Raw genomic sequence first — 24,087 nt, forward strand, 5'->3', positions numbered from 1 at the left:
CGCTCCCGGCTGTTTCCAGCCGTCCGCGATCTGCTCTAGCTGATCACCGCCACCTCGACCTGGCCGCGGCGACCGAGCACGGTCAGCGACACCTCACCCCCCTCGTGGCGGTGCAGGATCACGTCCGCGGCCGCGGAATCGAGGCGCAGATTCTCGATCCGCACCACCTCGAGCCAGGGGGGCAGCACCGGGCGGGTGAAGCGGATCTGCCGCTGCTCGGGGCGGAAGGTCACGCCGAGCAGCGCGCCGAGCACCGCGAAGGCCGCCGCGCTCGCCCAGGCCTGCGGCAGGCAGGCGACCGGATAGGCGGTCGGTCCCTGGCCGGGCAGGCGCGGGAAGCCGCAGAACAGCTCGGGCAGGCGCTTGAGGTCGGTCCAGAGCGCGGCGTCGAACAGCCCGCCGAGCAGCCGCACCAGCGGCTCGCGCAGGTCGTAGCGCGACAGGCCGAGCGCGATCAGCCCGTTGTCGTGCGGCCAGACCGAGCCGTTGTGGTAGCTCATCGGGTTGTAGCGCGCCTCGCCCTCGGCGATGGTGCGCACGCCCCAGCCGCAGAAGGAGCGCGGGTCGAGCAGGGTCTCGGCGAGACGGGCGGCGCGCCCGGGCCGGGCGATGCCGGTCAGCAGCGCGTGTCCGGCGTTGGAGCTGCGCACCCGGCAGGGCCGCTTCCGCCCGTCGAGCGCGAGCGCGTAGGTGCCGAGATCCTCGCACCAGAAGACCTCGTCGAAGCGCCGGCGCAGGGTCTCGGCGCGGGCCTCCAGCGCCTCCGCCCGCGCCGCCTCGCCGAGGCTGCGCGCGATCCGCGCCGCGCCGCGCCAGGCGGCGTAGGCATAGGCCTGCACCTCGGCCAGCGCGATCGGCCCCTCCGCCAGGCTTCCGTCGGCGTGGAACACCGAATCCCAGCTGTCCTTCCAGCCCTGGTTGGCCAGCCCCTCCGGCGTGCGGCGGAAGTATTCGAGGAAGCCGTCCCCGTCGCGGTCGCCATGCCGCTCCATCCAGCCGAGCGCCGCCTCGACATGCGGCCACAGCTCTCGCGCCAGCGCCTCGTCACCGGTTCGCTCGAGATGCGCACCGGCGAGCATGACGAAGAGCGGCGTCGCGTCCACCGAGCCGTAGTAGAGGCCGAAGGGCACCTCGCCCGTCGCCGCCATCTCCCCGCCGCGGGTCTCGTGCAGGATCTTGCCCGGCTCGGCGTCGCGCGCGGGGTCGCTCTCCCGCGCCTGGCGCGCGGCGAGGTAGCGGAGCACCCCGCCGGCGAGCGTGGGGTCGAGCCACAGGCACTGCAGCGCGGTGATCAGGCTGTCGCGCCCGAAGGCGGTGCTGAACCAGGGGATGCCGGCGTAGGGGAAGGGGCCGGTCGGCGCGTCGGTGCAGAGCATGTCGAGATCGGCGCGCGAGCGGTTCAGCCAGTCGTTGAAGGCCTCGTTGCTGGTGTGGATGCGCGCCACCTCCCCGGCCCGCGCCGCGGTCCAGCGGCGGTGCAGGCCGAGCCAGCCGGCGAAGCCGGGATCCTCCTCCGCCGCCGCCTCCCCCCGCGCGCAGCGCACCGCGATGGAGAGGCTGCGCTGCTCGCCCGGCGCGAGGCGCAGCGCGTAGCAGGCCGCGCCGCCGCGGCGGAAGTCGGGCGGCGGGTCGTACTCCACGCGGGTGGTGCGCAGCACCCCGTCGCGCCCGCGGTAGGAGAAGACGGTGGCGGCGCCTTCCTCGGCCGGCGGGGCGAGCGTGCCACGCGCCTGCCGCCGCATCCCGCGCACCTCGAAGATGTCGGCGAAGTCCGCGGCGTGCTCGATGGAGAGTTCGAGCGCGACCGCCTCGGCGCCATAGTTGCGCACATGGATCTGCTCGTGCAGCGCCGCGGCGCCGAGCACCAGGCAGCGGCGCAGGTGCACGGTATCGCGCTCGAGCGCTTCGTGGCCTTGCCGCGCCTCGAGGTCGGGGTTGGTGAGGTCCACGGTCAGCAGCGCGTTGTCCTCGCTGACGCCGGAGGAGAGCAGCAGCGGCCGCTCCCCGCCGAGGCGCAGCGTCAGGCGCGACAGGTGGCGCGTGTCGCAATGGAACAGCCCCTCCGCCGTGACGCCGAGCGCCTGCGCATCGCCGTGGTGGTCGAGGACAAGGAAGGTGTCCCCGTGCTTCAGCGTGCGCGGCCGATAGAGGGCGAGCGCGGTCGCCGTCGTCGCCTCGACCGCGAAGCGCTCTTCCTCTCCCGGGCGGGGCGGGGCGGATGGGGCATGGTCCATGCGCGTCTTCCTCAGGCGACCCGCAGCACCGGGCGCGCCCTGGCGGCGGCGAGGCGGCGATAGAGGGCGAGGTAGTCCTCGGCCATGCGGCGGGCGGTGAAGCGCCGCTCGAAGACGCGGCGCACCGCGGCGCGGTCCAGCGCGTCGAGCCGGCGCAGGGCGGCGAGCGCACCGGTCTCGTCCTCGACCACGAATCCGGTCACGCCATCCTCCATCACCTCGGGCACGGAGCCGCGGTTGAAGGCGATGACGGGCGTGCCGCAGGCCATCGCCTCGATCATCACCAGGCCGAAGGGTTCGGGCCACTGGATCGGGAACAGCAGGGCCTCGGCGCCGCCGAGGAATTCCGCCTTCTGCCCCTCGTTGATCTCGCCAACGAACTCAATGCCCGGTTGCTCCAGCATCGGCCGCACAACCGCCTCGTAATACTCGCGGTCGGCATTGTCCACCTTCGCGGCGATTCGCAGCGGCATCCCGGCGGCGCGGGCGATGCGGATCGCCGCCTCCGGCCCCTTCTCCGGCGAGATGCGGCCGAGGAAGGCGAGATAGCCGCGGCCGCGCGGCGAGAAGGGCAGGAGGTCGCGCGGCAGGCCGTGATGCACCGTGCCGGCCCAGTTGGCGAAGGGCAGCGGCCGGCGCTGCGCATCCGAGATGGAAACGAAGGGCGCCTCCGGATGGGCGCGGAACAGCGGCGCGATCTCGGGCAGGTCGAGCCGCCCGTGCAGCGTGGTCAGGAAGGGCGCGCCGGCGGCGCGCATCAGCGGCAGGTGGAAGTGGTCGATGTGGAAATGCACGATGTCGAACTCGTCCAGGCGCTCCTGCAGCCGGCTCAGCATCAGCACGTGCGGGGCGATGACGTCGCGCACCGAGGCGTCCAGCCGCAGCGCCCGCGGCACGACCGGCTCGAGCCGCGCGGCGGTGCGGCTGTCGCCGCTGGCGAACAGCGTCACCTCGTGGCCTAGCGCCACGAGCTCTTCCGTCAGGTAGGAGACGATCCGCTCGGTGCCGCCGTAGAGCAGCGGCGGCACGGCCTCGGCGAGCGGGGCGATCTGGGCGATGCGCATCGGTATGTCCTCGGGTGCTGTCGGGTTCCGGTCCTCGGTTGGCGGTCCGGGCCGGCGCCCGGGACCGCCCGGCATGGCGGCGCCGGCCCGCCGCCATGCCGCCGGGTGCCGCGCCGGCGCCGGCTGCAACGCCGCACCGGCGCATCGGTCGCCGCCGCGGCTCATGGCGCCGTCATCGCTTCCGGCACGCCCTCGGGCGGGGCGCCGAAGGCGAGGCGCAGCAGCAGCGAGGCGGCGAGCAGCGCCGCCGCCTGGTCCCAGGCGGTCAGGTGCTCCTCCAGGGGGTGCTGGCCCCGCAGCGCCGCCTCCGCGGCGCTGCCGAGCGCCGCCCAGAACAGCAGCACCGCCGCGGCGTGCGGCACGAGCGGCGGCGGCGCGAAGGAGGCGAGGCAGAGGCAGGCCGCCGCCGCCAGGCCGCAGATCACCGCCCGGTCGAGGTTCGGGTCCTGCGGGTCCCCATGGTCGGTGCCGCCGGGGCGCACGCCCCACCACTGCTGCGGATCGAAGGGATGCATCGCGGTCCCTCCCCCTCGCCTCAGGCCGCCAGCGCCAGCTCCTGCCGTCCCCGCCGCGCGGCGGGCCAGGGCGCCTCGGCCGCGCGGCCGTCCCAGGCCCAGCAGAGGGTGGGATCGGCCGGCGGTTCCGGGATGGCGGGGAGAGAGGCGGTGCGACGCAGGTCGGCGGCCGCCACCGGGGGCTCGGCGACCTCGAAGCGGATGCCCTCCCGCCGGGCGAAGGCCTCGGCCGCCTGCCGGCTCGGGAAGCGGAGTTCCAGCCCCTGCAGCGGATCGCCGCCGCCCCACCAGCCCATCAGCGGCTCCCGCCCGGCGGGCCAGCGCGGCGGAAAGCGCAGCACCCACCCCCGGCGCGCCGCCCCTGCATCAGCGGCCGCGCCTCGGGGTGGCGGGCGATCAGCGCCACCGCATCCGCGGGCAGGGCGGAGGCCGCCCGGCGCAGGGCGAGGCCCGCCGCCTCGCCGGGCCGGTCGGGCACGACAGGGAGCGGACGCGACGCCGCCGGCGCCGTGCCCATGCGCACGTCGTTCATGGCTGTCGGCTCCTCGCGGAAGGGGGCGGCGCGGCGTGCCGGCCGCGCCGCCCTTTGGTTTTTGCCTCAGGCGTTGGTTCCCGCCTCAGGCGGCGGCCTTGCGCCCGTTCCCGCCGTTGCCGGCCAGCTCGCCCTCGATCTGCCGCGGCTGCGGGCGGGGCGCGCCGGCGCTGATCTCGATGCGGCGCGGCCGCATCGCCTCGGGCACCTCGCGGCGGAGCTCGACGGTCAGCAGGCCGTCGGCGAGATGGGCGCCCACCACCTGCACGTGGTCGGCGAGCTCGAAGCGGCGCTCGAAGGCCCGCGTGGCGATGCCGCGGTGCAGGATCTGCCGCCCCTGGTCCTCGCCCTGCGGCTCGCGGCCGCGCTTCTCGCCGGAGACGATCAGCAGGTTCTGCTGCGCCGTCACCGAGAGCTCCTCGGGGCGGAAGCCGGCCACGGCGAGGGTGACGCGATATTCGTCCTCGCCGACCCGCTCGATGTCATAGGGCGGATAGTTCTCGAAGGGCTCCACGCGCGCGGCGCTGCGCAGCGCGTCGAACAGGCGGTCGAAGCCCACCGTGGATCGGAACAGCGGGCTGAAGTCGAACTCGGTCCTCATCTCCACATCCTCCTTGCGAAGCAACATGGATCCGAGCGGCGCCGGACCGGCGCCGTCCGCCGGGCCCCGGCTGGGCACCCGGCACCATCTTGCTTTGGCATTCCGCGGCCCGGCTTCAAGCCCCTCTCCGGCGGGCATTGCGGCGCCGGAAGATGTGGTAACGTGCTCGCGATGCCTGCCCTGCTCCCGAGTCTGAAGCCGGCGGAGCGCCTGGTCGCCTCCGCCCTGCTCAACCGCATCGCCGCCCAGGGCGCGCCCTGCTTCTCGGCCGGGGATGCCAGGGCGCTGTGGCGACGGCTGCCGCCGCCCGGGCCGGGCGCGGTGCGGCTGCGCGGCCTGCGCGCGGGCGCGTGGGAGATGCGGCGCTTCCGGCTCTGGCTGCACTGGGTGGTGGAGGCGGAGCGCCCGGGCGGTCCGCGCCTGCGCCTGCGCTACACCCTGCTCGGCGATCCGGTGGACCTGCTGCGCCATGGCGGGCGGCGCCTGGCCTTCCGCCCCTGGCCGGGCATCGCGGTCTCGCTCGACCTCGGGCCCTGGCGGCCGTGGAAGCTGCCGGCGACCGAGGCGGAGGCGGGCTGACCCCTCGCCTCGCGCGGCCATGCCCGCCCGCGCCGGGGCGCCCCCCCCTTACAGCATCGCCAGCGGCCGCTTGCGCGCGGGCGGGGGGAAGGCGGCGTCCAGCTCCCCCAGATCCTGCTCCGTCAGCGCGATGCCGCCGGCGCGGGCGTTCTCGCGCACATGCGCTTCCGTCGCCGCCTTCGGGATGCTGATCACGCCCGCCTCCCGCAGCGTCCAGGCGATGGCGATCTGCGCGGGCGTCGCCCCGTGCCGGGCGGCGACGGCGCCAAGCGCCCGGTTGCGCAGCATCGCCCCCGCCTGGCCGATGGGCGAGTAGGCCATCACCGGCATGCCCCTCGCGCGGCAGAAGGGCAGCAGGTCGAACTCGATCCCCCGCGCCTCGAGATTGTAGAGCACCTGGTCGGTGGCGCAGTCGGCGAGCGCCGGGCCAAGCTCCTCAAGATCGTCCAGGTCGAGGTTGCTGACGCCCCAGCGGCGGATCTTGCCCGCCGCCCGCAGCCGCTCCATCCCCTCCACGGTCTCGGCGAGCGGGATGCTGCCGCGCCAGTGCAGCAGGTAGAGGTCGAGCGTCTCCACCCGGAGGCGCCGCAGGCTGCGCTCGCACGCCGCCTCCAGCTTCCGCCCGCCGGCATTGTGCGGATAGACCTTGGAGACGAGGAACACCTCCTGCCGCCGCCCGGCGATGGCCTCGGCCACCACCTCCTCCGCCCCGCCCTCGCCGTACATCTCGGCGGTGTCGATCAGGGTCATGCCGAGGTCGAGGCCAAGGCGCAGCGCCCGCGCCTCTTCCGCCCGCCGGCCCGCCCGCTCGCCCATGCGCCAGGTGCCCTGCCCGAGGGCGGGAACCTCCGTGCCGTCCGCCAGCCGAACCGTCGCCATTCCCGTGCCTCCCGCCACGCCCTATCTTCGGCGCATGATACGCGCGGCGGGGCTCCTGGCGATCCTGGCGGCGGCCCTTCCGGGCTCGGCGACGGCGGCGGCCGGGGTGGATGCGGAGATCGGCACCTGGCGGCTCACCTGCGCCCTCGACCGGATGACGGACCGCACCGCCTGCACCCTGCTGCACCAGCGGCCGGTGGAGCGCAGCGAGCCGGGCCGCCCCTCGCTCGCGCTCGAGATCACCGACCGCGGCGGGCGGCTGGTGCCGGTGGTGGCGCTGCGCGGGCTGACGCTGGAAAGCGCCAGCCGCGGCCTGCTGGCGCTGGCCGGCACGGCGCAGCTCCGCTTCCCGCCGCATCCGATGGTCGAGATGCCCTGCGGGCTGGAAGGCCGCTCCCTGGTCTGCGCGCCCCGCCCGGAGGACGCGGCGCGGGCGGAGCGGGAGCTGGCCGAGGCCGACCGCGTGCTGGTGCGCCTGGTCGGCCCCGGCGGCGGTGCCAGCACCGCCGAGCCGGTGGAGCTTCCCCTCGCCGGCACGCGGGAGGCGATGGCGCGCTACCGCCAGCACGTCCCGCCCGGCACCGCGCCGCCGGAGCCGCCCGGGCTGGATGCGCGCGAGCTGCTGCTCAGGCTGCGGCAGTTCTTCGGGTTCTGAGGCGGTGGCGGCCCGCCGCGCCACGCGCTCCGCCCCGGCCGGCGGTGCCGGCCGGGGGGGATGCCGCCCGCCGCGCTCAGGCCTCCACCGGCTGCAGCGTCTCCAGCAGCCAGCGGGCGATCGCGGCGACCCGCGCATCGGTGTGGGTCTGGCCCATCACCTGCACCCCCACCGGCAGCCCGCCCACCGCCATCAGCGGCACCGTCACCACCGGGGCGAAGAGCATGGAGGAGGGGGCGTTGAACACCGTGTCCCCGGTCGGGCGCGGCGACAGGGGCTGGCCGGGCTTGTCCCCCTCCCAGACCGGCGCCGGGCCGGGGCAGGCGAGGGAGATCAGCGCATCGGCCAGCGGCGCCAGCGCGGCGTGGCGGCGCTGCGCCTCCTCCCGCTCGGCGAGCAGCGCCTGGTAGTCGGCGACCGACATCGCCTCCGCCGCGGCGAGGCCGGCCTTGGCACGCTCGCTGAGGCCGTCCGGGTGCTGGTCGAGCAGGTTGCGGATGGCCCAGCGGTTCTCCCAGGCGGTGATCAGGGTGGAGACGCGCTGCGCCTCGGCGATGGCGCGCTCGAAGGCCTCGATCCAGGGGTGGTCGCCGCGGCGGAGCAGCGCCACGCCGCGGTCGCGAAGCTGGCCGAGCACCGCCTCGAAGGCGCCGCGGCTCGCGGCGTCGAGCCGCTCCCAGCCCGCCGTCTCCATCACGATCAGCCGCTCCGGCCGCGCCGCCGCCGGCGCCACGGGCGGCCCGAACAGGCCGGGCCAGCCGCGGTCGCCGCCGGCGCGCCGCGCGATCTCGATCGCCACCTGCCACATGTCCTCGATGCAGCCGGCATGGACGCCGTGGGTGCTCTGGCTGGTGGCCTGGCGCTCGCCGCGGTTGATCGCGCCCTGGCTCGGCTTCAGCGCCACGTTGCCGCAGAAGGCCGCGGGGCGGATGATGGAGCCGACCACCTGGGTGCCGATCGCCGCCGGCACCATCCGCGCGCCGACCGCCGCCGCGGAGCCGGAGGAGGAGCCGCCGGGCGTGCGGCGCGGGTCGAAGGGGTTGGTCGTGGGCCCCGGATGCACGCTGCCGAGTTCCGTGGTCACGGTCTTGCCCAGCACCACCGCGCCGGCCTGGCGCAGCGCCCAGACGGCGGCGTTGTCGCGCTTCGGGAAATTGCCGCGATAGGCGGCGCAGCCCATCTCGGTCGGCATGTCCCTGGTCTCGAGCAGGTCCTTGATGCCGATCGGCATGCCGTCGATGGCGGAGAGCGGGCGGCCGGCCTTCCAGCGCGCCGTGCTGGCATCGGCCGCCTCGCGCGCGCCCTTCTCGTTCAGCGCCGCCCAGGCCTGCACCACCCCCTCGCGCGCCGCGATCGTCTCCAGGCAGCGTTCTAGGTAGGCGCGCGGGGTGTCGGTGCCGTCGCGGAAGGCGGGCAGCGCATCGTGCCAGGTCAGGGCCCGGAAGGCGCGGGGCGAATAGGTGCTCGGTTGCATGCCGTCCATGGAACGTCCTCCCTCGGGATCGGGGGGATTGGACGACGCCCCGGCCGCTACCGCAACACCCCGTCCCAGGCCGGCAGGCTGAGCAGGGCGGCGAGCGCGATCATGCCGTAGCAGGCGCGGCGGAAGGCGGCCTCGCTGGCCAGGCCGAACATCGCCACCCCGCCCCAGATGCCGATCGCGTAGGCCGGCGCGGCCAGCAGGAACGGGCCGAGCAGCGCGGCATCCAGCAGCCCCGCCGCGGCATAGGCGATGCCGGCGAAGATCCCGCCCGCCGCCAGGTAGAGCGCGAAGGAGGCCCGCACCTGCCGCGCCGGGCCCTCCTGCCCCAGCAGATAGGCGATCACCGGCGGCCCGCTGACCATCGCCACCCCGCCGAGCACGCCCCCCGCCATGCCGACCCCGACCGTGAGCGGCGCCGCCGGCCGCCCCCGGAAGCGCCAGCCGGAGGCGACCAGGGCGAGCAGGCCGAGGATCACCGCCGCCACCCCCCAGCGCAGCGCCCGCGGATCGGCCAGCACCAGCACCGCCGCGCCGAGCGGCGTGCCGAGGAGCGCGCCGAGCGCCAGCCAGCCCACCGCGCGGCGGTCGGCCAGCCGCCAGGCGCCGGGGGTGAGGGCGGCGATCGCGAAGGCCTCCAGCAGCAGCATCAGCGGCGCCGCCCGCTGCGGCCCGAGCGCCACCGAGGCCAGGGGGACGAAGATCAGCGCCGCGCCGAAGCCCGAGAAGCCGCGCGCCAGCCCCCCCGCCAGCGCGCCGGCCAGCAGCCAGGCCAGGCCCGCCCCCCGCGGCAGCGCCGCGCTCAGCCCCTCCAGCTCCATGGCCCGCAGGATGCGGCCGCGGCGGCGGGACGGAAAGCCCCGGGCGGACGCATCCCTTTCCGCCCCCGGCCGTTCTGCACCACGCACCGAAGGAGGCAGCGATGGACCTGACCAACATCCGCCCGCAGATGGAGGTCGTCGGCTCGGACGGCGGCCATGTCGGCACGGTGGACCACGTGGAGCACAACCGCATCAAGCTGACCCGGAGCGACCGGGAGGCCGGCGGCCGGCACCACTTCCTGGCGCAGGAGATGGTGGCGAAGGTGGAGGGCAACACCGTCCGCCTCGCCTGCACGGCCGAGGAGGCGCGGCGCGCCTGGCAGGCGGAGGGCGGCGGGATGGGCGATGCCGCCACCGGCACCGGCGGCCAGTCCACGGCGCACGCCCCGGGCCGCGACCCCGCGCGCTGACCCCCGGGAGCCGCCCGGCCGCCGCCGGGCGGCCCGCCCCTTCCCGCCGCGGCGCTTCCCGGGGACAATCCCGCCCCACCTACCCGCCGAGAGGACGCGCCATGGCCAAGGTCATCATCACCTGCGCGGTGACGGGGGCGATCCACACCCCCTCGATGAGCGAGCACCTGCCCATCACCCCGCAGCAGATCGCCGAGCAGTCCATCGCCGCCGCCGAGGCGGGGGCAAGCATCATCCACCTGCACGCGCGCGACCCGAAGGATGGCCGCCCGACGCCGGACCCGGCGGTGTTCATGCAGTTCCTGCCGGTGATCAAGCAGTCCACCGACGCGGTGATCAACATCACCACCGGTGGCGGCCTCGGCATGACGCTGGAGGAGCGGCTGGCGGCGCCGCTGCAGGCGAGCCCGGAGATGTGCAGCCTCAACATGGGCTCGATGAACTTCAACATCGCCCCCTCGGCCGCGCGCATCGCCAGGTTCAAGCACGAGTGGGAGCGGCCCTACCTGGAGGGCACGACGGACTTCATCTTCCGCAACACCTTCCGCGACATCGAGCAGATCGTCGAGCGGCTGGGCAAGGGCCACGGCACCCGCTTCGAGTTCGAGTGCTACGACGTGGGCCACCTCTACAACCTGGCCCACATGCTCGACCGCAAGGTGGTCGAGCCGCCGCTCTTCGTGCAGACCATTTTCGGCATCCTGGGCGGCATCGGCGCCGAGCCGCGCAACCTGCTGTTCATGAAGGAGACGGCGGACCGGCTGTTCGGCAAGGACTACGTGTGGTCCGTGCTCGCGGCGGGGCGGCACCAGATGCCCTTCACCACCATGGCCGGCATCCTCGGCGGCAATGTCCGCGTGGGGCTCGAGGATTCGCTCTGGATCGGCAAGGGCGTGCAGGCCCGCTCGAACGCCGAGCAGGTGGCGAAGATCCGGCGCATCCTGGAGGAGCTCAGCCTCGAGATCGCCACCCCGGCCGAGGCGCGGCAGATGCTGGCGCTGAAGGGCGGCGACCGGGTGAAGTTCTAGGGCCGTTTCCAGCCGTCCGCGATCCGCTCCGGGGCGGATCCCGCTCAGGCGGCCCCCGGACGGGGCCGGATCGCGGGCGGATCACGCCGGAGGGGCCGGGGCGGCCTCGCGGGCCGGCGGCCCGCGCCGTCACAGCAGCCAACGCCGCGCCAGGCGCTGCGCCGGGTGCGTGCCGCCGAGATGCCCGAGCCGCGCCGGCCCGCCCGGCGCCCAGTCCCAGGCGGGCGGCGCCACCTGCACCGGCGCCACGGTGGCGGCGAGGCGCGCGATGCGCTCCTCCACCGTCGGGTGGGTGCGGAACCAGCGCAGCCAGCGCGGCCCGCGCGCCGCCATGCGCTCCCAGTCGTCGCCCTGCAGCCGCTGGATGCGCGCCAGCGCCGCGGAGAGCGCCAGCGGATCGCCGGTCAGCTCCACCGCCCCGGCATCGGCGAGGAACTCCCGCCGGCGCGACAGCGAGAGGGTGAGCAGATCGCCGATCAGCGGCGCGGCGACCAGCAGCGCCACCGCCAGCGGCGAAGGCGCCTGGCCGAGCGCCAGCAGCGCTGGCAGCCACAGCGCCAGCAGCACGATGCCGAGCGTCGCCATGGTGCGGCTGAGCGCGGCGGCGGCGGCGGCGAGGCGCATCACCGCGACGTCGCCGTGGCGCAGATGCGCCACCTCGTGCGCCAGCACCGCCGCCAGCTCGCGCGGCGGCAGCGCCCGCAGCAGGCCAAGCGTCACCGCGATCGCCGGCTTCTCGCGGCTGCCTGCGGCCATCGCCTGCAGCATGGGCGAGGGGATCAGGTAGAGCGTCGGGGCGCGGGAAAGCCCCGCCCGGCGCGCCAGCTCGTCGAGCAGCGCAAACAGCTCCGGCGCCTGCGCCGGGGCAAGGCGCGCCGCACCGAAGACGTGGCGGAACAGCGGATCCCCCGGCGCCGGGTCGAGCAGCAGGAACAGCGCCGCCCCGGCCGCGGCCAGCACCAGCCCCTCCACCCCCGCCGCCGCGAGGCCGGTCAGCCCGGCGAGGGCGGTAAGGCCGAGCAGCAGCAGCGCCGACTGCAGCCGGTTCAACCGCCGCTGCCGCGCCAGCGCCGCCGGGTCGAGACGGAGATAGGCCACCGGCGTGCGGCGGAAGGAGCTAGCGCGCCACACCCGCCGGCCCGCCCGGATCGTCCTCCGCCGCCTCCCCCGCGGCGGCGCGCAGCGCCGCCAGCGCCTCCCGCCGCAGCGGCTCGGGCAGGCGCTGGAGCGAGGCGGCGAGGCGGCGCATCGCCAGCCGCATTCCGTGCACCTGGTCGAGCAGGTCGAGGATGACCGCGACCCCCTCGTCGTTGACGCCGAGATCCTCGCGCAGGTCGCGGATCAGGCAGGCGCGCGCCAGGTCGAGCTCGGTGAAGGCGAAGCCGGCGCCCTCGGCGCGGCGCGGCGCCAGCCAGCCGGCCTCGGCCCAGGCCTCGAGCGCGGCCGCGTCGAGGCGGGCGCGCAGCAGCATCTCGCGGAACCTCTCCATTCAGGCCTCCATCCCCGCGCGCGGGTTGTGCGCCTTGCCCGCCGCCCAGCGCGCGACGAAGGCCTCCAGCTCCGGATCCGGCTTCTCGGGCAGCACGACGCGCAGCGTGACATAGGCATCGCCCTGGGTGCCGTCCGGCCGCCTCACGCCCCGCCCCCGCAGCCGCAGCACGGTGCCGGTGTTCGCGCCCTTGGGCACCGTCATCATCACCGGCCCGCCGGGGGTCGGCACCTCGACGCGGCCGCCGAGCACCGCCTCGGCCAGGCTGATCGGCAGGTCGAGGTGGATGTCGTCGCCGCGCCGGGTGAAGTGGCGGTGCTCGCCGACCTCGACCTCCACCAGCAGGTCGCCGGCCGGGCCGCCGCCGAGCCCCGGCGCACCCTTGCCGCGCAGGCGCAGCACCTGGCCGTCGCGCGTGCCGGGGGGCACGGTGACGTCCACGGTGGAGCCGTCCGGCAGGGTGAGCCGCTTCGTGGTGCCGTTCACCGCCTCGAGGAAGGTGAGCGAGAGCCTGCCATGCAGGTCGGCGCCGCGCATCCGCACCCGCGCCCCGCCGGCTCCGGCCCGGCGCCGGCCGAACAGCTCGGCCAGCAGCTCGTCGGATTCGAACAGGTCGGCGAAGCCGGCGTCGCTGGCATAGGGGTGCGCGCCCTCGAAGCCGCCGGCGCCGGCGAAGTCGCGGTAGTAGCCGGGCTGGGGCTGCGGCCGCTCGGCGCCGGAGGCGTCGATCTCGCCGCGGTCGAAGCGGGCGCGCTTCTCCGCGTCGCCCAGGATGTCGTAGGCGGCAGAGACCTTCTTGAACCGCTCCTCCGCCGAGCGGTCGCCGGGGTTCAGGTCCGGGTGCAGCTTGCGGGCGAGGCGGCGATAGGCGCGCCGGATCTCCTCCTGCGTCGCCTCGCGCTTCACGCCCAGCACCTCGTAGGGATCCTCGCTCACGGCCTCTCCTCACGCTGCGGGGGCGCCGGCGGCCCCCGCGGCCGCGGCGCGCGCCCACTCGACGATCTGGCGCGCCGGCATTGCCCCGGCGCGGCGCGCCACCTCCCGCCCGCCAGCGAACAGCGCCAGGGTGGGGATGCTGGCGATGCCGAGCTCGGCGGCGAGCCCCGGCGCCTCCTCGGTCGAGACCTTGATGAGGCGCAGGCGCGGCTCAAGGTTGCGCGCCGCCGCCTCGAACTCCGGCGCCATGGCCCGGCACGGCCCGCACCAGGAGGCCCAGAAATCCACCAGCAGCGGCAGGTCGCTCGCCCGCAGATGGCGGCGGAAGCGCGCCTCGGAAAGCGCGACGGGCCGCCCCTCGAACAGCGGCGCGCGGCATTCCCCGCAGCGCGGCCCATCGCCGAGGCGCGCCGCCGGAACGCGGTTGGTGGTGTCGCAGCGCGGGCAGACGACCCGCACGGCATCGCTCATGGCATGGTCCTCCTCGATATAGCGTCGGCGGCGCGCCCTTGACGGCGAAGGCAACGATACTAGCTCGGAAATCGCCGGGCGCCTCTCGGGGGCCCGGCCCCGGGTGCCGCAGGCCGGCGCCCAGGCGTTCCTCGCACCATGTTGCTCGCCCGAGGATGTGGCCGGAGGAGCGATTCCGAGGCCCCGCCCCCTGCCGTGCCTGACCGGCGGCGGGACCGGCGCGGTGCCGTCGCGCTCCGTCCCATGCGGAGCCTCTCCTTCAGCAGCCATGGTGCCGGATGCCGGGCGCGCCTGGTGCCCGGGCATTCCGGACGCAAGGAGGAGATGAGCCATGACCATGATGAGCATGCGCGACATCGCTCCCTGGACGCGCGGCGGCTCGCGCCTGCCCGTGCCCTTCCGGGCGGAGCCGTCCTCCCTCTTCGCCACGCTGCGCCAGGAGATGGATCGGATCTTCGACGAGGCCTTCCGCGGCTTCGGCATGCCCATGGCCGGGTTCGGCCCGGGCGGCGGCTGGCCGCAGGCCGAGCTGACCGAGACCGAGAAGGAGATCCGCATCGCCTTCGAGGTGCCGGGTGTGGAGGAGAAGGACATCGAGGTCCTGCTCGACGGCGGCGATCTCGTCCTCCGCGGCGAGAAGCGCGCCGAGACCGAGGACCGCGACCGCCGCTTCACCGAGCGCTTCTACGGCCGCTTCGAGCGCCGCATCCCGCTGCCCCAGGAGGTGGAGCAGGAGGGGATCCGCGCCGAGTTCCGCAACGGCGTGCTGACGGTGGTCCTGCCGAAGGCAGAGCAGGCGCAGCAGCGCGTGAAGCGCATTCCGGTGACGTCCGGGGCAGCGGCCGCCTGACGGCCGGCGCGCCCTGGCGGCGGGGCCGCAGGGGGGCACGGACCCCGCCGGCCACCCGATGCCCCCGCGAGGAGGCACCGCGATGACGAACTCCGATGGCTGGAAGAGCATGATCCTCGGCAGCCAGCTCGTACTCGGGCTGGTCCTGCTGCTGACTCCCTGGCTGGTCGGCTTCACCGCCGAAGCCGTGGCGGCGTGGAGCGCCTGGATCACCGGCGGCGTGATCGCCCTGGTCGCCGCGGCGGCGCTGGCCGGCTATGCCTATGTGGGGTCCTGGGCGAATCTGGTGCTCGGCGTCTGGTCCTTCGCCGCGCCCTGGATCCTCGGCTTCGCCGCGCTCGCCGGCGCGCTGTGGAGCCATGTGGCAATCGGCGTGCTGGTGGCGCTGGCCGCGGCGACGGAGCTGTGGATGGAGCACCAGTCGCCGCCGCGGGTGCACGCCTGACGGCCGGCGATGGCCCGGCGCCGCGCGCGCCGGGTCACGTGCCGATCCGCAGCAGCCCTTCCCGGTCGGCGATGTCGGCGCGCCGCGGTGAGAGGCGCACCAGCCCCTGCGATTCCAGCGCCGAGAGGGCGCGCGAAAGCGTCTCCGGCGTCATGCCGAGGCGGGCGGCGAGCGCTGCGCGCGGCTCCGGCAGCTCGGCCGAGCCGGCGCCGGTCTCTTCGGCCACACGGCGGGCCAGGAAGCGGGCGACGCGGCGCTCGGCCGAGCGCAGCTTCAGGTCCACCACCTGGTCCACCATCAGCCGCCAGTGCCGCGCCAGCAGCTCGATGGTGGCGCGGGCCAGTGCCGGATCCTGCGAGACGCCTTCCCGGAAGTCGGCGGCGGGAATGATCAGCACCCGCACCTCGGTGAGCGCGACGGCCGAGGCCAGATAGGGCAGCCCGAGGATCGCCGCGGGCGCGAGGAAGAGTTCGCCCGCGCCGAAGATCTCGACGATGGTCTCGGCCCGGGTCTCGTCGCGCGCCTTCAGGCCGATGCTGCCGGCGAGCAGCAGGTGCAGGAAGCCCGGCGCCTCTCCCTGCTCGAACAGCACGGCGCCGCGGGGCAGGAGCTGCGTGAAGCCCGAGCGCAGGAGGCGGGCCATCGCCGCCTCCCCGGCGCTGATGGCGAAGGGGCTGCGCTGCAGCAGCTCGAGGTTCAGGGTCCGGTCCGGCATGGATGGGTCCTTCCTTGTCCGCCTGCGGCGCCCGCGCGGCTTTCTTGATCTGCGTCAAGTCCGACTCCGAGGCCCCGCATCGGGATCTTTGCGCTGTATCGTCTTTCGCAAGATTTTTCCACCTTGCTGTCCGCGGACTTGCGCCAGATCAAGTGATGATCCCGCCGCCACGCCATGGTTGTCGCGCCTCGGACAACCCTGGAGGGGCAGATGAGCATGTCGGCGGGCGTCACAGCGAAGGGCAGTGGACCGGGCCGCGCCCTGTGGTCGAGCACCGTGGCGTTCACGGTGTGCTTCGCGGCCTGGACGATCTTTTCCATCATCGGCGTGCAGATCAAACGCGATCTCGGCCTGAGCGACTTCCAGTTCGGGCTGCTGGTCGGCACGCCGATCCTGACCGGAAGCCTGGTGCGGCTGGTGCTCGGCATCTGGGCCGACCAGTATGGCGGGCGCCTGGTGTTCACCGGCGTGATGCTGGCCGCCGCCGCCGCCACCTTCCTGCTCTCCTACGCCTACGACTACCCGACCTTCCTGCTGGCCGCGCTCGGCGTCGGCATCGCCGGCGGCGCCTTCTCGGTCGGCGTCGCCTACGTGTCGAAGTGGTACCCGAAGGAGAAGCAGGGCACCGCGCTCGGCATCTTCGGCGCCGGCAATGTCGGTTCGGCGGTGACCAAGTTCCTCGCCCCCGTGGTGATGGTAGCGCTCGGCTGGCAGGCGGTGGCGCAGATCTGGGCGCTGGCGCTGCTGGTCACCGCGGTGCTGTTCTACCTGCTCACCGAGGATGACCCCGATCTCGCGGCGCGGCGCGCCCGCGGCGTCAAGGCCGAGAGCTTCGCCGAGATGATGGCGCCGCTGAAGAACCTGCAGGTGTGGCGCTTCTCGCTCTACTACTTCTTCGTCTTCGGCGGCTTCGTGGCGCTGGCGCTGTGGCTGCCGCGCTACTACGTCGGCGTGTACGGGCTCGACATCGTCACCGCCGGCCTGCTCGGCGCCGCCTATTCGATCCCGGGCTCGATCTTCCGCGTGCTCGGCGGCACGATGTCCGACAAGTACGGCGCCCGGAAGGTGATGTACTGGACCTTCATCGGCTCCGTCATCTGCACCTTCCTGCTCAGCTATCCGGCCACCCGCTACGTGGTGGACGGCATCCACGGCCCGATCGAGTTCACCATCGCCATCGGCTTCGTCCCGTTCATGCTGCTGACCATGGTGCTCGGCTTCTTCATGAGCCTGGGCAAGGCCGCGGTGTACAAGCACATCCCCGTCTACTACCCGGGCCGGGTCGGCGCGGTCGGCGGCGTGGTCGGGCTGATCGGCGGCCTGGGCGGCTTCGTCCTGCCGATCGCCTTCGGCGCCATGAACGACCTCACCGGGGTCTGGACCAGCTGCTTCATGCTGCTGTTCCTGATCGTCGCCGTCAGCCTCGCCTGGATGCACTTCGCCATCCGCCGCATGGAGACCAAGGCGCACCCGGAGCTGCGCGCGCCGCAGGACCTGCCGGAGGCCGAGGGACTGGGCGCCGCGCCTCCCGCTTCCATGCCCTCCCCCATACCCACCGGCAGCCGGCGCCTCGCGGCAGGCGACTGAACCGGCCAGGAAGGAACCCCCACCATGTCCACCACGACCACACCGCTCGGCGGGGGTTCCGCCCCCGGCGGCACCTGGCTCGCCCGCTGGGAGCCTGAGAACCAGGCCTTCTGGGAGCGCGAGGGCAGCGCCCGCGCCTGGAAGACGCTCGCCGTCACCACCGGCGGCCTGACCATGGCCTTCATCACCTGGTTCGTGGTCAGCGCGCTTGTCGTGCGCCTGCCGCAGATCGGCTTCCAGCTCACCACCGGCCAGCTCTTCTGGCTCGCCGCCATGCCGGGGCTCGCCGGCGGCACGCTGCGCCTCGTGCACATGTTCCTCACGCCGATCTACGGCACGCGGCATGTGGTGGCCTGGTCCACCGCCTCGCTGCTGGTGCCGCTGATCGGCTGGGCGATCGCGGTGCAGAACCCGGCCACGCCCTACTGGGTGCTGCTGGGGCTCGCCTTCCTCGCGGGGCTCGGCGGCGGCAACTTCTCCTCCTTCATGCCCTCGACCAGCCTGTTCTTCCCGAAGCGCCTGCAGGGCACGGCGCTGGCGATCCAGGCGGGGGTGGGGAATTTCGGCGTCTCCGTGGTGCAGTTCGTCACGCCCTGGATCATCGGCATCGGCCTGTTCGGCAGCCTCGCCTTCGTCGGCGAGCCGCAGACCCTGACCCGTGCCGGGCAGCAGGGCACGGTGTGGCTGCAGAACGCGACGCTGATCTACGTGGTGCCAGTCGCGGTGTTCGCGCTGATGGCCTGGATCATGCTGCGCAGCGTGCCCGTCACCGCGAACCTGCGCCAGCAATTCGACATCTTCCGCAGCGGCCACACCTGGGCGATGACCTCGCTCTACATCATGACCTTCGGCGCCTTCAGCGGGCTGGCCGCGACCTTCCCGCTGCTGATCCGCCAGGTCTACGGCCACCTGCCGGGCGCGCCGGATCCGCTGGCCTATGCCTTCCTTGGCCCGCTCGTCGGTTCCGCGGTGCGCGTGATGGCGGGCCCGCTCTGCGACCGCGTCGGCGGCGCCAAGGTCACGCACTGGGCCGGGCTCGGCATGGCCGCCTGCGCGCTGGCGGTGCCCTTCTTCACTTCGCCGACCTCTATTGGGGAATTCCCGTATTTCGTGGCGGCGATGCTCGGCCTATTCCTCTTCGCGGGCGTCGGCAACGCCAGCACCTTCAAGCAGATGCCCATGATCTTCCCGCCCCGCCAAGCGGGCGGCGTGATCGGCTTCACCGCCGCGGTCGCAGCCTACGGCCCCTTCTTCTTCGGCATGCTGTTCGGCGCGAGCTTCGGCCTCTTCGGGAGCCCGAACGCCGTGTTCTACGGCCTGTCCGTGTTCTTCCTGTTCAACGTGGCGCTGAACTGGTGGCTCTACGCCCGCCGCAACGCGCCCAATCCCTGCTGAGCCGGGAGCCTCGACGATGTCCCACTTCCTCGACCGCCTCGCCTTCTTCAAGCGCAACGTCGAAGGCTTCTCCGCCGGACACGGCGCCGTCACCAACGAGCCGCGCGGCTGGGAGGACGCCTACCGCCAGCGCTGGGCGCACGACAAGGTCGTGCGCAGCACGCACGGCGTGAACTGCACCGGTTCCTGCTCCTGGAAGATCTACGTCAAGGGCGGCGTGGTCACCTGGGAGACGCAGCAGACCGACTATCCGCGCACGCGGCCTGGCCTGCCGAACCACGAGCCGCGCGGCTGCGCGCGCGGCGCCAGCTATTCCTGGTACCTCTACAGCGCCAACCGGATGAAGTACCCGATGATGCGCAAGCGCCTGCTGCGGCTGTGGCGCGCTGCGCGGACCGAGCACGCCGATCCGGTCGAGGCCTGGGCGAGCATCCAGGCCGACGAGACGAAGCGCCGCGCCTACCAGAAGGTGCGGGGCCTCGGCGGCTTCGTCCGCGTCTCCTGGGAGGAGGCGGAGGAGTTGATCGCTGCCGCCAACGTGCACACCGCCAGGGTGCACGGTCCGGACCGGATCATCGGCTTCTCGCCCATCCCGGCGATGAGCATGGTGAGCTACGCCGCGGGCAGCCGCTACCTGTCGCTGATCGGCGGCGTCTGCATGTCCTTCTACGACTGGTACTGCGACCTGCCGCCCTCCTCGCCGCAGACCTGGGGCGAGCAGACCGACGTGCCGGAGAGCGCGGACTGGTACAACGCCGGCTTCCTGATGATGTGGGGCTCGAACGTGCCGCAGACGCGCACGCCCGACGCCCACTTCATGACCGAGGCGCGCTACCGCGGCACCAAGACCGTTGTGGTCACGCCCGACTACTCGGAGGCGAGCAAATTCGCCGACCTCTGGCTGCACCCGAAGCAGGGCACCGACGCGGCGCTCGCCATGGCGATGGGCCACGTCATCCTCTCCGAGTGGCACGCGAAGGGGAGGGGCGAGTACTTCCTCGACTACTGCCGCCGCTACACCGACATGCCGATGCTGGTGCTGCTCGAGGAGAAGGACGGGCGCCTGGTGCCCGGCCGCCAGCTCCGCGCCGCCGACCTCGAGGACGGCCTCGGCGAATCCAACAACCCGGACTGGAAGACCGTCGCCATAGACGAGGCCACGGGCCGCCTCTACGTGCCCACGGGCTCGATCGGCTTCCGCTGGGGCGAGCAGGGCAAGTGGAACCTCGAGGGGCGCGACAGCCGCACGCTGGAGGTCACCACGCCGCGCCTGACGCTGCTCGGCGGCGAGGCGGCCGCGGATGTCGCCTTCCCCTACTTCGGCGGCCGCGCGCCGGAGTTCTTCAACCCGACCGCGCATGAGGAGATCGTCACCCGCCGCGTGCCGGCGCGGCGCGTCACGCTGAAGGACGGCAGCACCCGCCTGGTGGCGACGGTCTACGACCTGTTCCTGGCGAATTACGGCGTGGAGCGCGGCTTCGGCGACTGCCCCGCCTCCTACGACGAGGACGCGCCCTACACCCCCGCCTGGGCGGAAAAGGTGTGCGGCGTCCGGCGCGGCCAGATCGTCGCCACGGCCCGCGAGTTCGCCGCCAACGCCGAGAAGACCAACGGCAAGTCCATGGTCATCCTCGGCGCCGCGGTGAACCACTGGTACCACGGCGACATGATCTACCGCGGCATCATCAATCTGCTGGTGATGTGCGGCTGCATCGGCCAGTCCGGCGGCGGTTGGAGCCACTATGTCGGCCAGGAGAAGCTGCGCCCGCAGACGGGGTGGGTGCCGCTCGCCTTCGCCACCGACTGGGGCCGGCCGCCGCGGCAGCAGAACTCCACCAGCTTCTTCTACGCGCATACCGGCCAGTACCGCTACGAGCGGCTGCAGGTGGAGGAGCTGCTCTCGCCGACGGCGCCGCAGGCGCTGTCGGGATCGCTGATCGACTTCAACGTGCGGGCCGAGCGGATGGGCTGGCTGCCCTCCGCCCCGCAGCTCCAGGCCAACCCGCTGCGCATCGCCGAGGCCGCCGCCGCGAGCGGCGAGGCGCCGGCCGCCTACGTGGCGAGCCGCCTCGCCGAGGGCACGCTGCGCATGAGCTGCGAGGACCCCGAGCACCCGGCGAACTGGCCGCGCAACCTGTTCATCTGGCGCTCCAACCTGCTCGGCTCCTCGGGCAAGGGGCACGAGTACTTCCTGAGGCACCTGCTCGGCACCACGCACGGCGTGCAGGGCAAGGACCTCGGCGAGGAGGGCGCGGTCAAGCCGCAGGAGGTCACCTGGCGCGAGGCGCCGGAGGGCAAGCTCGACCTGCTGGTCACGCTCGACTTCCGCATGAGCACGACCTGCGTCTACAGCGACATCGTGCTGCCGACCGCCACCTGGTACGAGAAGCACGACCTCAACACCTCGGACATGCACCCCTTCATCCACCCGCTCTCCGCGGCGGTGGACCCGGCCTGGGAGGCGCGGACCGACTGGGCGATCTTCAAGGGGATCGCACGGCGCTTCAGCGAGCTCTGCCCCGGCCATCTCGGCGTCGAGCAGGACGTGGTGCTGAGCCCGCTGATGCACGACACGGCGCAGGAACTCGCGCAGGGCGTGGTGCGGGACTGGAAGCGCGGCGAGTGCGTGCCCCTGCCGGGCAAGACCATGCCGGCGATCACCGTGGTCGAGCGCGACTACCCGCGCACCTATGCGCGCTTCACCGCGCTTGGCCCGCTGATGGACAGGCTTGGCAACGGCGGCAAGGGCATCGGCTGGAAGACCCAGCACGAGGTGGACTTCCTCGCCAGCCTGAACGGCGCCGTCGAGGTGCCGGGCGTCGAGGGCAAGCGGCCGCGCATCGAGAGCGACATCGACGCGGCGGAGGTCATCCTCGCCCTGGCGCCGGAGACCAACGGCCATGTCGCGGTGAAGGCGTGGGAGGCGCTGTCGAGGAACACCGGCCGCGACCACACCCACCTCGCCCGCGGCAAGGAGCACGAGGCGATCCGCTTCCGCGACGTGCAGGCGCAGCCGCGCAAGATCATCTCCTCGCCCACCTGGTCAGGGCTGGAGAGCGAGGAGGTCTGCTACAACGCGGGCTACACCAACGTCCACGAGCTGATCCCGTGGCGGACGCTGTCGGGGCGGCAGCAGCTCTACCAGGACCACCCGTGGATGCAGGCCTTCGGCGAGCAGCTCTGCGTCTACAAGCCTCCCGTGGACCTGAAAGCGCACCTCGAGATGCTCGGCCGCGTGCCGAACGGCGAGAAGGAGCTGGTGCTCAACTTCATCACGCCGCACCAGAAGTGGGGCATCCACTCCACCTACAGCGACAACCTCATCATGCTGACGCTGAACCGCGGCGGCCCTGTGGTGTGGATCAGCGAGGTGGATGCGAGAAGGGCCGGGATCGAGGACAACGACTGGGTCGAGGCCTTCAACCTGAACGGGGCGCTGACCGCGCGCGCCGTGGTCTCCCAGCGCGTGCCCGAGGGAATGATCCTGATGTACCACGCCCAGGAGAAGATCGTGAACACGCCGGGCTCCGAGGTAATGCGGACGCGCGGCGGCATCCACAACAGCGTCACCCGCGCGGTGCTGAAGCCGACGCACATGATCGGCGGCTACGCGCAGCTTTCCTACGGCTTCAACTACCACGGCACCATCGGCACCAACCGCGACGAGTTCGTGGTGGTGCGCAAGATGGCCAAGGTGGACTGGATGGATCAGCCTGCAGGGCAGGGTGATGCCGCCGTTCCCGCCGTGGCCGCGGAATAGGGAGTTCCTCCGATGAAGGTCCGCGCCCAGATCGCGATGGTGCTGAACCTCGACAAGTGCATCGGCTGCCACACCTGCTCGGTCACCTGCAAGCAGGTCTGGACCAGCCGGGAAGGCGTGGAATACGCCTGGTTCAACAATGTCGAGACCAAGCCCGGCATCGGCTACCCGAAGGACTGGGAGAACCAGGAGCGCTGGAAGGGCGGCTGGCGCCGCAAGCGCAGCGGCAAGCTGGAGCCGAAGATCGGCGGCCGCCTGCGGGTGCTCGCCAAGATCTTCGCCAATCCGGACATGCCGGAGATCGACGACTACTACGAGCCCTTCACCTTCGACTACCAGCACCTGCACACCGCGGGCGAGTCGAAGGCGATGCCCACCGCGCGCCCGGTGAGCCTGATCACCGGCCAGCGCATGGAGAAGATCGAGTGGGGCCCGAACTGGGAGGAGATCCTGGGCACCGAGTTCTCGAAGCGGTCCAGGGACCGCAACTTCGAGGCCGTGCAGAAGGACATCTACGGCCAGTTCGAGAACACCTTCATGATGTACCTGCCCAGGCTGTGCGAGCACTGCCTCAACCCGGCCTGCGTCGCCGCCTGCCCCTCCGGCTCCATCTACAAGCGGGAGGAGGACGGCATCGTCCTCGTGGACCAGGACAAGTGCCGCGGCTGGCGCATGTGCGTCTCCGCCTGCCCCTACAAGAAGATCTACTACAACTGGCAGTCCGGGAAGGCGGAGAAGTGCACCTTCTGCTTCCCGCGCATCGAGGCAGGCGAGCCGACCATCTGCTCCGAGACCTGCGTCGGCCGCATCCGCTACCTCGGCGTCATGCTGTATGATGCCGACCGCATCGAGGCGGCGGCGAGCGTGGAGAACGAGCAGCACCTCTACCGCTCCCAGCTCGACATCTTCCTCGACCCGACCGACCCGGCGGTGATCGCACAGGCGCGCGCGGACGGCGTGCCGGAGGCGTGGCTGGAGGCGGCGCGCCGCTCGCCCGTCTACAAGATGGCGATCGAGTGGGGCGTCGCCTTCCCGCTGCACCCGGAGTACCGCACCCTGCCCATGGTGTGGTACGTGCCGCCGCTCTCCCCGGTGCAGAGCGCGCACGAGGCCGGCCACGTCGGCTGGGACGAGGCGACCGGCCTGCCGGACGTGGCCTCGCTGCGCATCCCGGTCCGCTACCTCGCCAACCTGCTCACCGCGGGGACAGAGGCGCCGGTGGTGCTGGCGCTGCAGCGGATGATGGCGATGCGCATGTACATGCGCGCGCGCACCGTCGAGAACCGGCTGGATGCCGGCGTGCTGGAGCGGGTCGGCCTCTCCGCCGAGGCGGTGGAGGAGATGTACAAGGTGATGGCGCTGGCGGACTACGAGGACCGCTTCGTCATCCCCTCCACGCACCGCGAGTACGCCGAGAATGCGTTCGACCTGAAGTCGGCCTGCGGCTTCAGCTTCGGCAATGGCTGTTCCACCTCCGGCTCGGTCGGCGCGAACCTGTTCTCGACCAAGCGGATCTCCGCCGGCCACCAGGCGCCGCGGGTGCCGATCCGCCGCGTGCCGGCGCGCAGCGAGGCGGCGGCCGCGCGCCCGACCGCGCCCGCCGCCGCGCGGCCGGCGCGGCAGGCGGAGGAGGTGTGAGCG

At 73.2% G+C, this 24,087-nt stretch carries 24 protein-coding genes; 10 read left to right on the plus strand and 14 right to left on the minus strand.

The annotated features are described in order from the left end of the window. Nucleotides 1-35: 35 nt before the first annotated feature. From ET526_RS16265 to ET526_RS16285, 6 genes are all read right to left on the minus strand, one after another. Nucleotides 36-2,234, minus strand: coding sequence for an amylo-alpha-1,6-glucosidase (locus ET526_RS16265; protein WP_135468954.1), 2,199 nt, complete (start codon nucleotides 2,232-2,234; stop codon nucleotides 36-38). Between the two features lie 11 nt (nucleotides 2,235-2,245). Next, the gene (locus ET526_RS16270; RefSeq protein ID WP_135468956.1) at nucleotides 2,246-3,298 is read right to left on the minus strand and encodes a glycosyltransferase family 4 protein; all 1,053 of its coding nucleotides are present in this window, start codon (nucleotides 3,296-3,298) and stop codon (nucleotides 2,246-2,248) included. Nucleotides 3,299-3,459: 161 nt separating this feature from the next. After that, entirely contained in the window at nucleotides 3,460-3,813 is a 354-nt protein-coding gene (locus ET526_RS16275) for a hypothetical protein (protein ID WP_135468958.1), read from the minus strand. Nucleotides 3,814-3,833: 20 nt separating this feature from the next. Next, nucleotides 3,834-4,154, minus strand: coding sequence for an NADH dehydrogenase ubiquinone Fe-S protein 4 (locus tag ET526_RS21310; protein ID WP_158295613.1), 321 nt, complete (start codon nucleotides 4,152-4,154; stop codon nucleotides 3,834-3,836). After that, the gene (locus ET526_RS21315) at nucleotides 4,109-4,345 is read right to left on the minus strand and encodes a hypothetical protein (protein ID WP_158295614.1); all 237 of its coding nucleotides are present in this window, start codon (nucleotides 4,343-4,345) and stop codon (nucleotides 4,109-4,111) included. The genes ET526_RS21310 and ET526_RS21315 overlap by 46 nt, the downstream gene beginning before the upstream one ends. A gap of 85 nt (nucleotides 4,346-4,430) precedes the next feature. Then, nucleotides 4,431-4,946, minus strand: coding sequence for an Hsp20 family protein (locus ET526_RS16285; RefSeq protein ID WP_135468962.1), 516 nt, complete (start codon nucleotides 4,944-4,946; stop codon nucleotides 4,431-4,433). Nucleotides 4,947-5,117: 171 nt separating this feature from the next. Between ET526_RS16285 and ET526_RS16290 the strand changes: the two genes are divergently transcribed. Then, nucleotides 5,118-5,525, plus strand: a complete 408-nt coding sequence (locus tag ET526_RS16290) for a hypothetical protein (protein WP_135468964.1) — start codon at nucleotides 5,118-5,120, stop codon at nucleotides 5,523-5,525. 48 nt (nucleotides 5,526-5,573) lie between these two features. Here ET526_RS16290 and ET526_RS16295 read toward each other — a convergent pair whose 3' ends face one another. Next, nucleotides 5,574-6,404 (minus strand): aldo/keto reductase, encoded by an 831-nt coding sequence (locus ET526_RS16295; protein WP_135468966.1) that lies wholly within the window; start codon nucleotides 6,402-6,404, stop codon nucleotides 5,574-5,576. 34 nt (nucleotides 6,405-6,438) lie between these two features. On the opposite strand from ET526_RS16295, the gene ET526_RS16300 reads away from it, so the two are divergent. Next, entirely contained in the window at nucleotides 6,439-7,059 is a 621-nt protein-coding gene (locus ET526_RS16300; RefSeq protein WP_135468968.1) for a hypothetical protein, read from the plus strand. 76 nt (nucleotides 7,060-7,135) lie between these two features. On the opposite strand, the gene ET526_RS16305 is transcribed toward ET526_RS16300, so the two are convergent. Further along, entirely contained in the window at nucleotides 7,136-8,542 is a 1,407-nt protein-coding gene (locus ET526_RS16305; RefSeq protein WP_240048440.1) for an amidase, read from the minus strand. A gap of 47 nt (nucleotides 8,543-8,589) precedes the next feature. Further along, on the minus strand, nucleotides 8,590-9,360 hold the full coding sequence (locus ET526_RS16310; protein WP_135468971.1) for a sulfite exporter TauE/SafE family protein: 771 nt from the start codon (nucleotides 9,358-9,360) through the stop codon (nucleotides 8,590-8,592). 101 nt (nucleotides 9,361-9,461) lie between these two features. Here ET526_RS16310 and ET526_RS16315 point away from each other — a divergent pair, with 101 nt between their 5' ends. Both ET526_RS16315 and ET526_RS16320 read left to right on the plus strand, forming a co-directional pair. Then, entirely contained in the window at nucleotides 9,462-9,770 is a 309-nt protein-coding gene (locus ET526_RS16315) for a DUF2171 domain-containing protein (protein WP_135468973.1), read from the plus strand. 101 nt (nucleotides 9,771-9,871) lie between these two features. Further along, entirely contained in the window at nucleotides 9,872-10,798 is a 927-nt protein-coding gene (locus tag ET526_RS16320) for a BKACE family enzyme (protein WP_135468976.1), read from the plus strand. A 129-nt stretch (nucleotides 10,799-10,927) separates the two neighbouring features. On the opposite strand, the gene ET526_RS16325 is transcribed toward ET526_RS16320, so the two are convergent. From ET526_RS16325 to trxC, 4 genes are read right to left on the minus strand one after another with little or no spacing between them, the layout of a single operon-like run. Next, entirely contained in the window at nucleotides 10,928-11,929 is a 1,002-nt protein-coding gene (locus ET526_RS16325) for a zinc metalloprotease HtpX (RefSeq protein ID WP_158295615.1), read from the minus strand. Next, a complete protein-coding gene (locus tag ET526_RS16330) occupies nucleotides 11,916-12,287 on the minus strand; it encodes a chaperone modulator CbpM (RefSeq protein WP_135468980.1) in 372 nt (123 codons plus the stop codon). The genes ET526_RS16325 and ET526_RS16330 overlap by 14 nt, the downstream gene beginning before the upstream one ends. Beyond that, the gene (locus ET526_RS16335) at nucleotides 12,288-13,223 is read right to left on the minus strand and encodes a DnaJ C-terminal domain-containing protein (protein ID WP_135468983.1); all 936 of its coding nucleotides are present in this window, start codon (nucleotides 13,221-13,223) and stop codon (nucleotides 12,288-12,290) included. It lies immediately after the preceding gene. A gap of 9 nt (nucleotides 13,224-13,232) precedes the next feature. Continuing rightward, nucleotides 13,233-13,694, minus strand: a complete 462-nt coding sequence (gene trxC / locus ET526_RS16340; protein ID WP_135468985.1) for a thioredoxin TrxC — start codon at nucleotides 13,692-13,694, stop codon at nucleotides 13,233-13,235. 331 nt (nucleotides 13,695-14,025) lie between these two features. Between trxC and ET526_RS16345 the strand changes: the two genes are divergently transcribed. Together ET526_RS16345 and ET526_RS16350 are read left to right on the plus strand one after the other, a co-directional pair. Beyond that, nucleotides 14,026-14,544 (plus strand): Hsp20/alpha crystallin family protein, encoded by a 519-nt coding sequence (locus ET526_RS16345; protein ID WP_204623682.1) that lies wholly within the window; start codon nucleotides 14,026-14,028, stop codon nucleotides 14,542-14,544. An 82-nt stretch (nucleotides 14,545-14,626) separates the two neighbouring features. Beyond that, nucleotides 14,627-14,989 (plus strand): SPW repeat protein, encoded by a 363-nt coding sequence (locus ET526_RS16350; RefSeq protein WP_135468988.1) that lies wholly within the window; start codon nucleotides 14,627-14,629, stop codon nucleotides 14,987-14,989. Nucleotides 14,990-15,023: 34 nt separating this feature from the next. Here the strand turns inward: ET526_RS16350 and ET526_RS16355 are convergent, their stop codons facing one another. Continuing rightward, entirely contained in the window at nucleotides 15,024-15,704 is a 681-nt protein-coding gene (locus ET526_RS16355) for a cyclic nucleotide-binding domain-containing protein (protein ID WP_135468990.1), read from the minus strand. A gap of 210 nt (nucleotides 15,705-15,914) precedes the next feature. On the opposite strand from ET526_RS16355, the gene ET526_RS16360 reads away from it, so the two are divergent. The 4 genes from ET526_RS16360 to narH are packed head-to-tail and all read left to right on the plus strand — an operon-like array spanning nucleotide 15,915 to nucleotide 24,084. Further along, nucleotides 15,915-17,291: an MFS transporter gene (locus ET526_RS16360; protein ID WP_192898705.1), complete on the plus strand. Its 1,377-nt coding sequence runs from the start codon at nucleotides 15,915-15,917 to the stop codon at nucleotides 17,289-17,291. Nucleotides 17,292-17,315: 24 nt separating this feature from the next. After that, entirely contained in the window at nucleotides 17,316-18,686 is a 1,371-nt protein-coding gene (locus ET526_RS16365) for an MFS transporter (RefSeq protein ID WP_135468992.1), read from the plus strand. Between the two features lie 16 nt (nucleotides 18,687-18,702). After that, the gene (locus ET526_RS16370) at nucleotides 18,703-22,446 is read left to right on the plus strand and encodes a nitrate reductase subunit alpha (RefSeq protein ID WP_135468994.1); all 3,744 of its coding nucleotides are present in this window, start codon (nucleotides 18,703-18,705) and stop codon (nucleotides 22,444-22,446) included. A gap of 12 nt (nucleotides 22,447-22,458) precedes the next feature. Further along, nucleotides 22,459-24,084 carry a nitrate reductase subunit beta gene (gene narH / locus ET526_RS16375; RefSeq protein ID WP_192898706.1) on the plus strand — a complete coding sequence of 542 codons (1,626 nt, stop codon included), beginning with the start codon at nucleotides 22,459-22,461 and terminating at the stop codon, nucleotides 24,082-24,084. Nucleotides 24,085-24,087 lie beyond the last annotated feature (3 nt).

This window comes from Crenalkalicoccus roseus, assembly GCF_004761865.1.
Classification (GTDB): Bacteria; Pseudomonadota; Alphaproteobacteria; order Acetobacterales; family Acetobacteraceae; genus Crenalkalicoccus; species Crenalkalicoccus roseus.

Excerpts from the sequence above, each read along its gene's own strand:
- ET526_RS16360 (WP_192898705.1), top strand. The coding sequence starts at position 15,915 with ATGAGCATGTCGGCGGGCGTCACAGCGAAGGGCAGTGGACCGGGCCGC.
- ET526_RS16275 (WP_135468958.1), bottom strand. The coding sequence starts at position 3,813 with ATGCATCCCTTCGATCCGCAGCAGTGGTGGGGCGTGCGCCCCGGCGGC.
- narH (WP_192898706.1), top strand. The coding sequence starts at position 22,459 with ATGAAGGTCCGCGCCCAGATCGCGATGGTGCTGAACCTCGACAAGTGC.
- ET526_RS16370 (WP_135468994.1), top strand. The coding sequence starts at position 18,703 with ATGTCCCACTTCCTCGACCGCCTCGCCTTCTTCAAGCGCAACGTCGAA.
- trxC (WP_135468985.1), bottom strand. The coding sequence starts at position 13,694 with ATGAGCGATGCCGTGCGGGTCGTCTGCCCGCGCTGCGACACCACCAAC.
- ET526_RS16310 (WP_135468971.1), bottom strand. The coding sequence starts at position 9,360 with ATGGAGCTGGAGGGGCTGAGCGCGGCGCTGCCGCGGGGGGCGGGCCTG.
- ET526_RS16295 (WP_135468966.1), bottom strand. The coding sequence starts at position 6,404 with ATGGCGACGGTTCGGCTGGCGGACGGCACGGAGGTTCCCGCCCTCGGG.
- ET526_RS16265 (WP_135468954.1), bottom strand. The coding sequence starts at position 2,234 with ATGGACCATGCCCCATCCGCCCCGCCCCGCCCGGGAGAGGAAGAGCGC.
- ET526_RS16320 (WP_135468976.1), top strand. The coding sequence starts at position 9,872 with ATGGCCAAGGTCATCATCACCTGCGCGGTGACGGGGGCGATCCACACC.
- ET526_RS16270 (WP_135468956.1), bottom strand. The coding sequence starts at position 3,298 with ATGCGCATCGCCCAGATCGCCCCGCTCGCCGAGGCCGTGCCGCCGCTG.
- ET526_RS16365 (WP_135468992.1), top strand. The coding sequence starts at position 17,316 with ATGTCCACCACGACCACACCGCTCGGCGGGGGTTCCGCCCCCGGCGGC.
- ET526_RS21315 (WP_158295614.1), bottom strand. The coding sequence starts at position 4,345 with ATGAACGACGTGCGCATGGGCACGGCGCCGGCGGCGTCGCGTCCGCTC.
- ET526_RS16285 (WP_135468962.1), bottom strand. The coding sequence starts at position 4,946 with ATGAGGACCGAGTTCGACTTCAGCCCGCTGTTCCGATCCACGGTGGGC.
- ET526_RS16345 (WP_204623682.1), top strand. The coding sequence starts at position 14,026 with ATGACCATGATGAGCATGCGCGACATCGCTCCCTGGACGCGCGGCGGC.
- ET526_RS16355 (WP_135468990.1), bottom strand. The coding sequence starts at position 15,704 with ATGCCGGACCGGACCCTGAACCTCGAGCTGCTGCAGCGCAGCCCCTTC.
- ET526_RS16330 (WP_135468980.1), bottom strand. The coding sequence starts at position 12,287 with ATGGAGAGGTTCCGCGAGATGCTGCTGCGCGCCCGCCTCGACGCGGCC.
- ET526_RS16350 (WP_135468988.1), top strand. The coding sequence starts at position 14,627 with ATGACGAACTCCGATGGCTGGAAGAGCATGATCCTCGGCAGCCAGCTC.
- ET526_RS16300 (WP_135468968.1), top strand. The coding sequence starts at position 6,439 with ATGATACGCGCGGCGGGGCTCCTGGCGATCCTGGCGGCGGCCCTTCCG.
- ET526_RS16290 (WP_135468964.1), top strand. The coding sequence starts at position 5,118 with ATGCCTGCCCTGCTCCCGAGTCTGAAGCCGGCGGAGCGCCTGGTCGCC.
- ET526_RS16315 (WP_135468973.1), top strand. The coding sequence starts at position 9,462 with ATGGACCTGACCAACATCCGCCCGCAGATGGAGGTCGTCGGCTCGGAC.
- ET526_RS16305 (WP_240048440.1), bottom strand. The coding sequence starts at position 8,542 with ATGGACGGCATGCAACCGAGCACCTATTCGCCCCGCGCCTTCCGGGCC.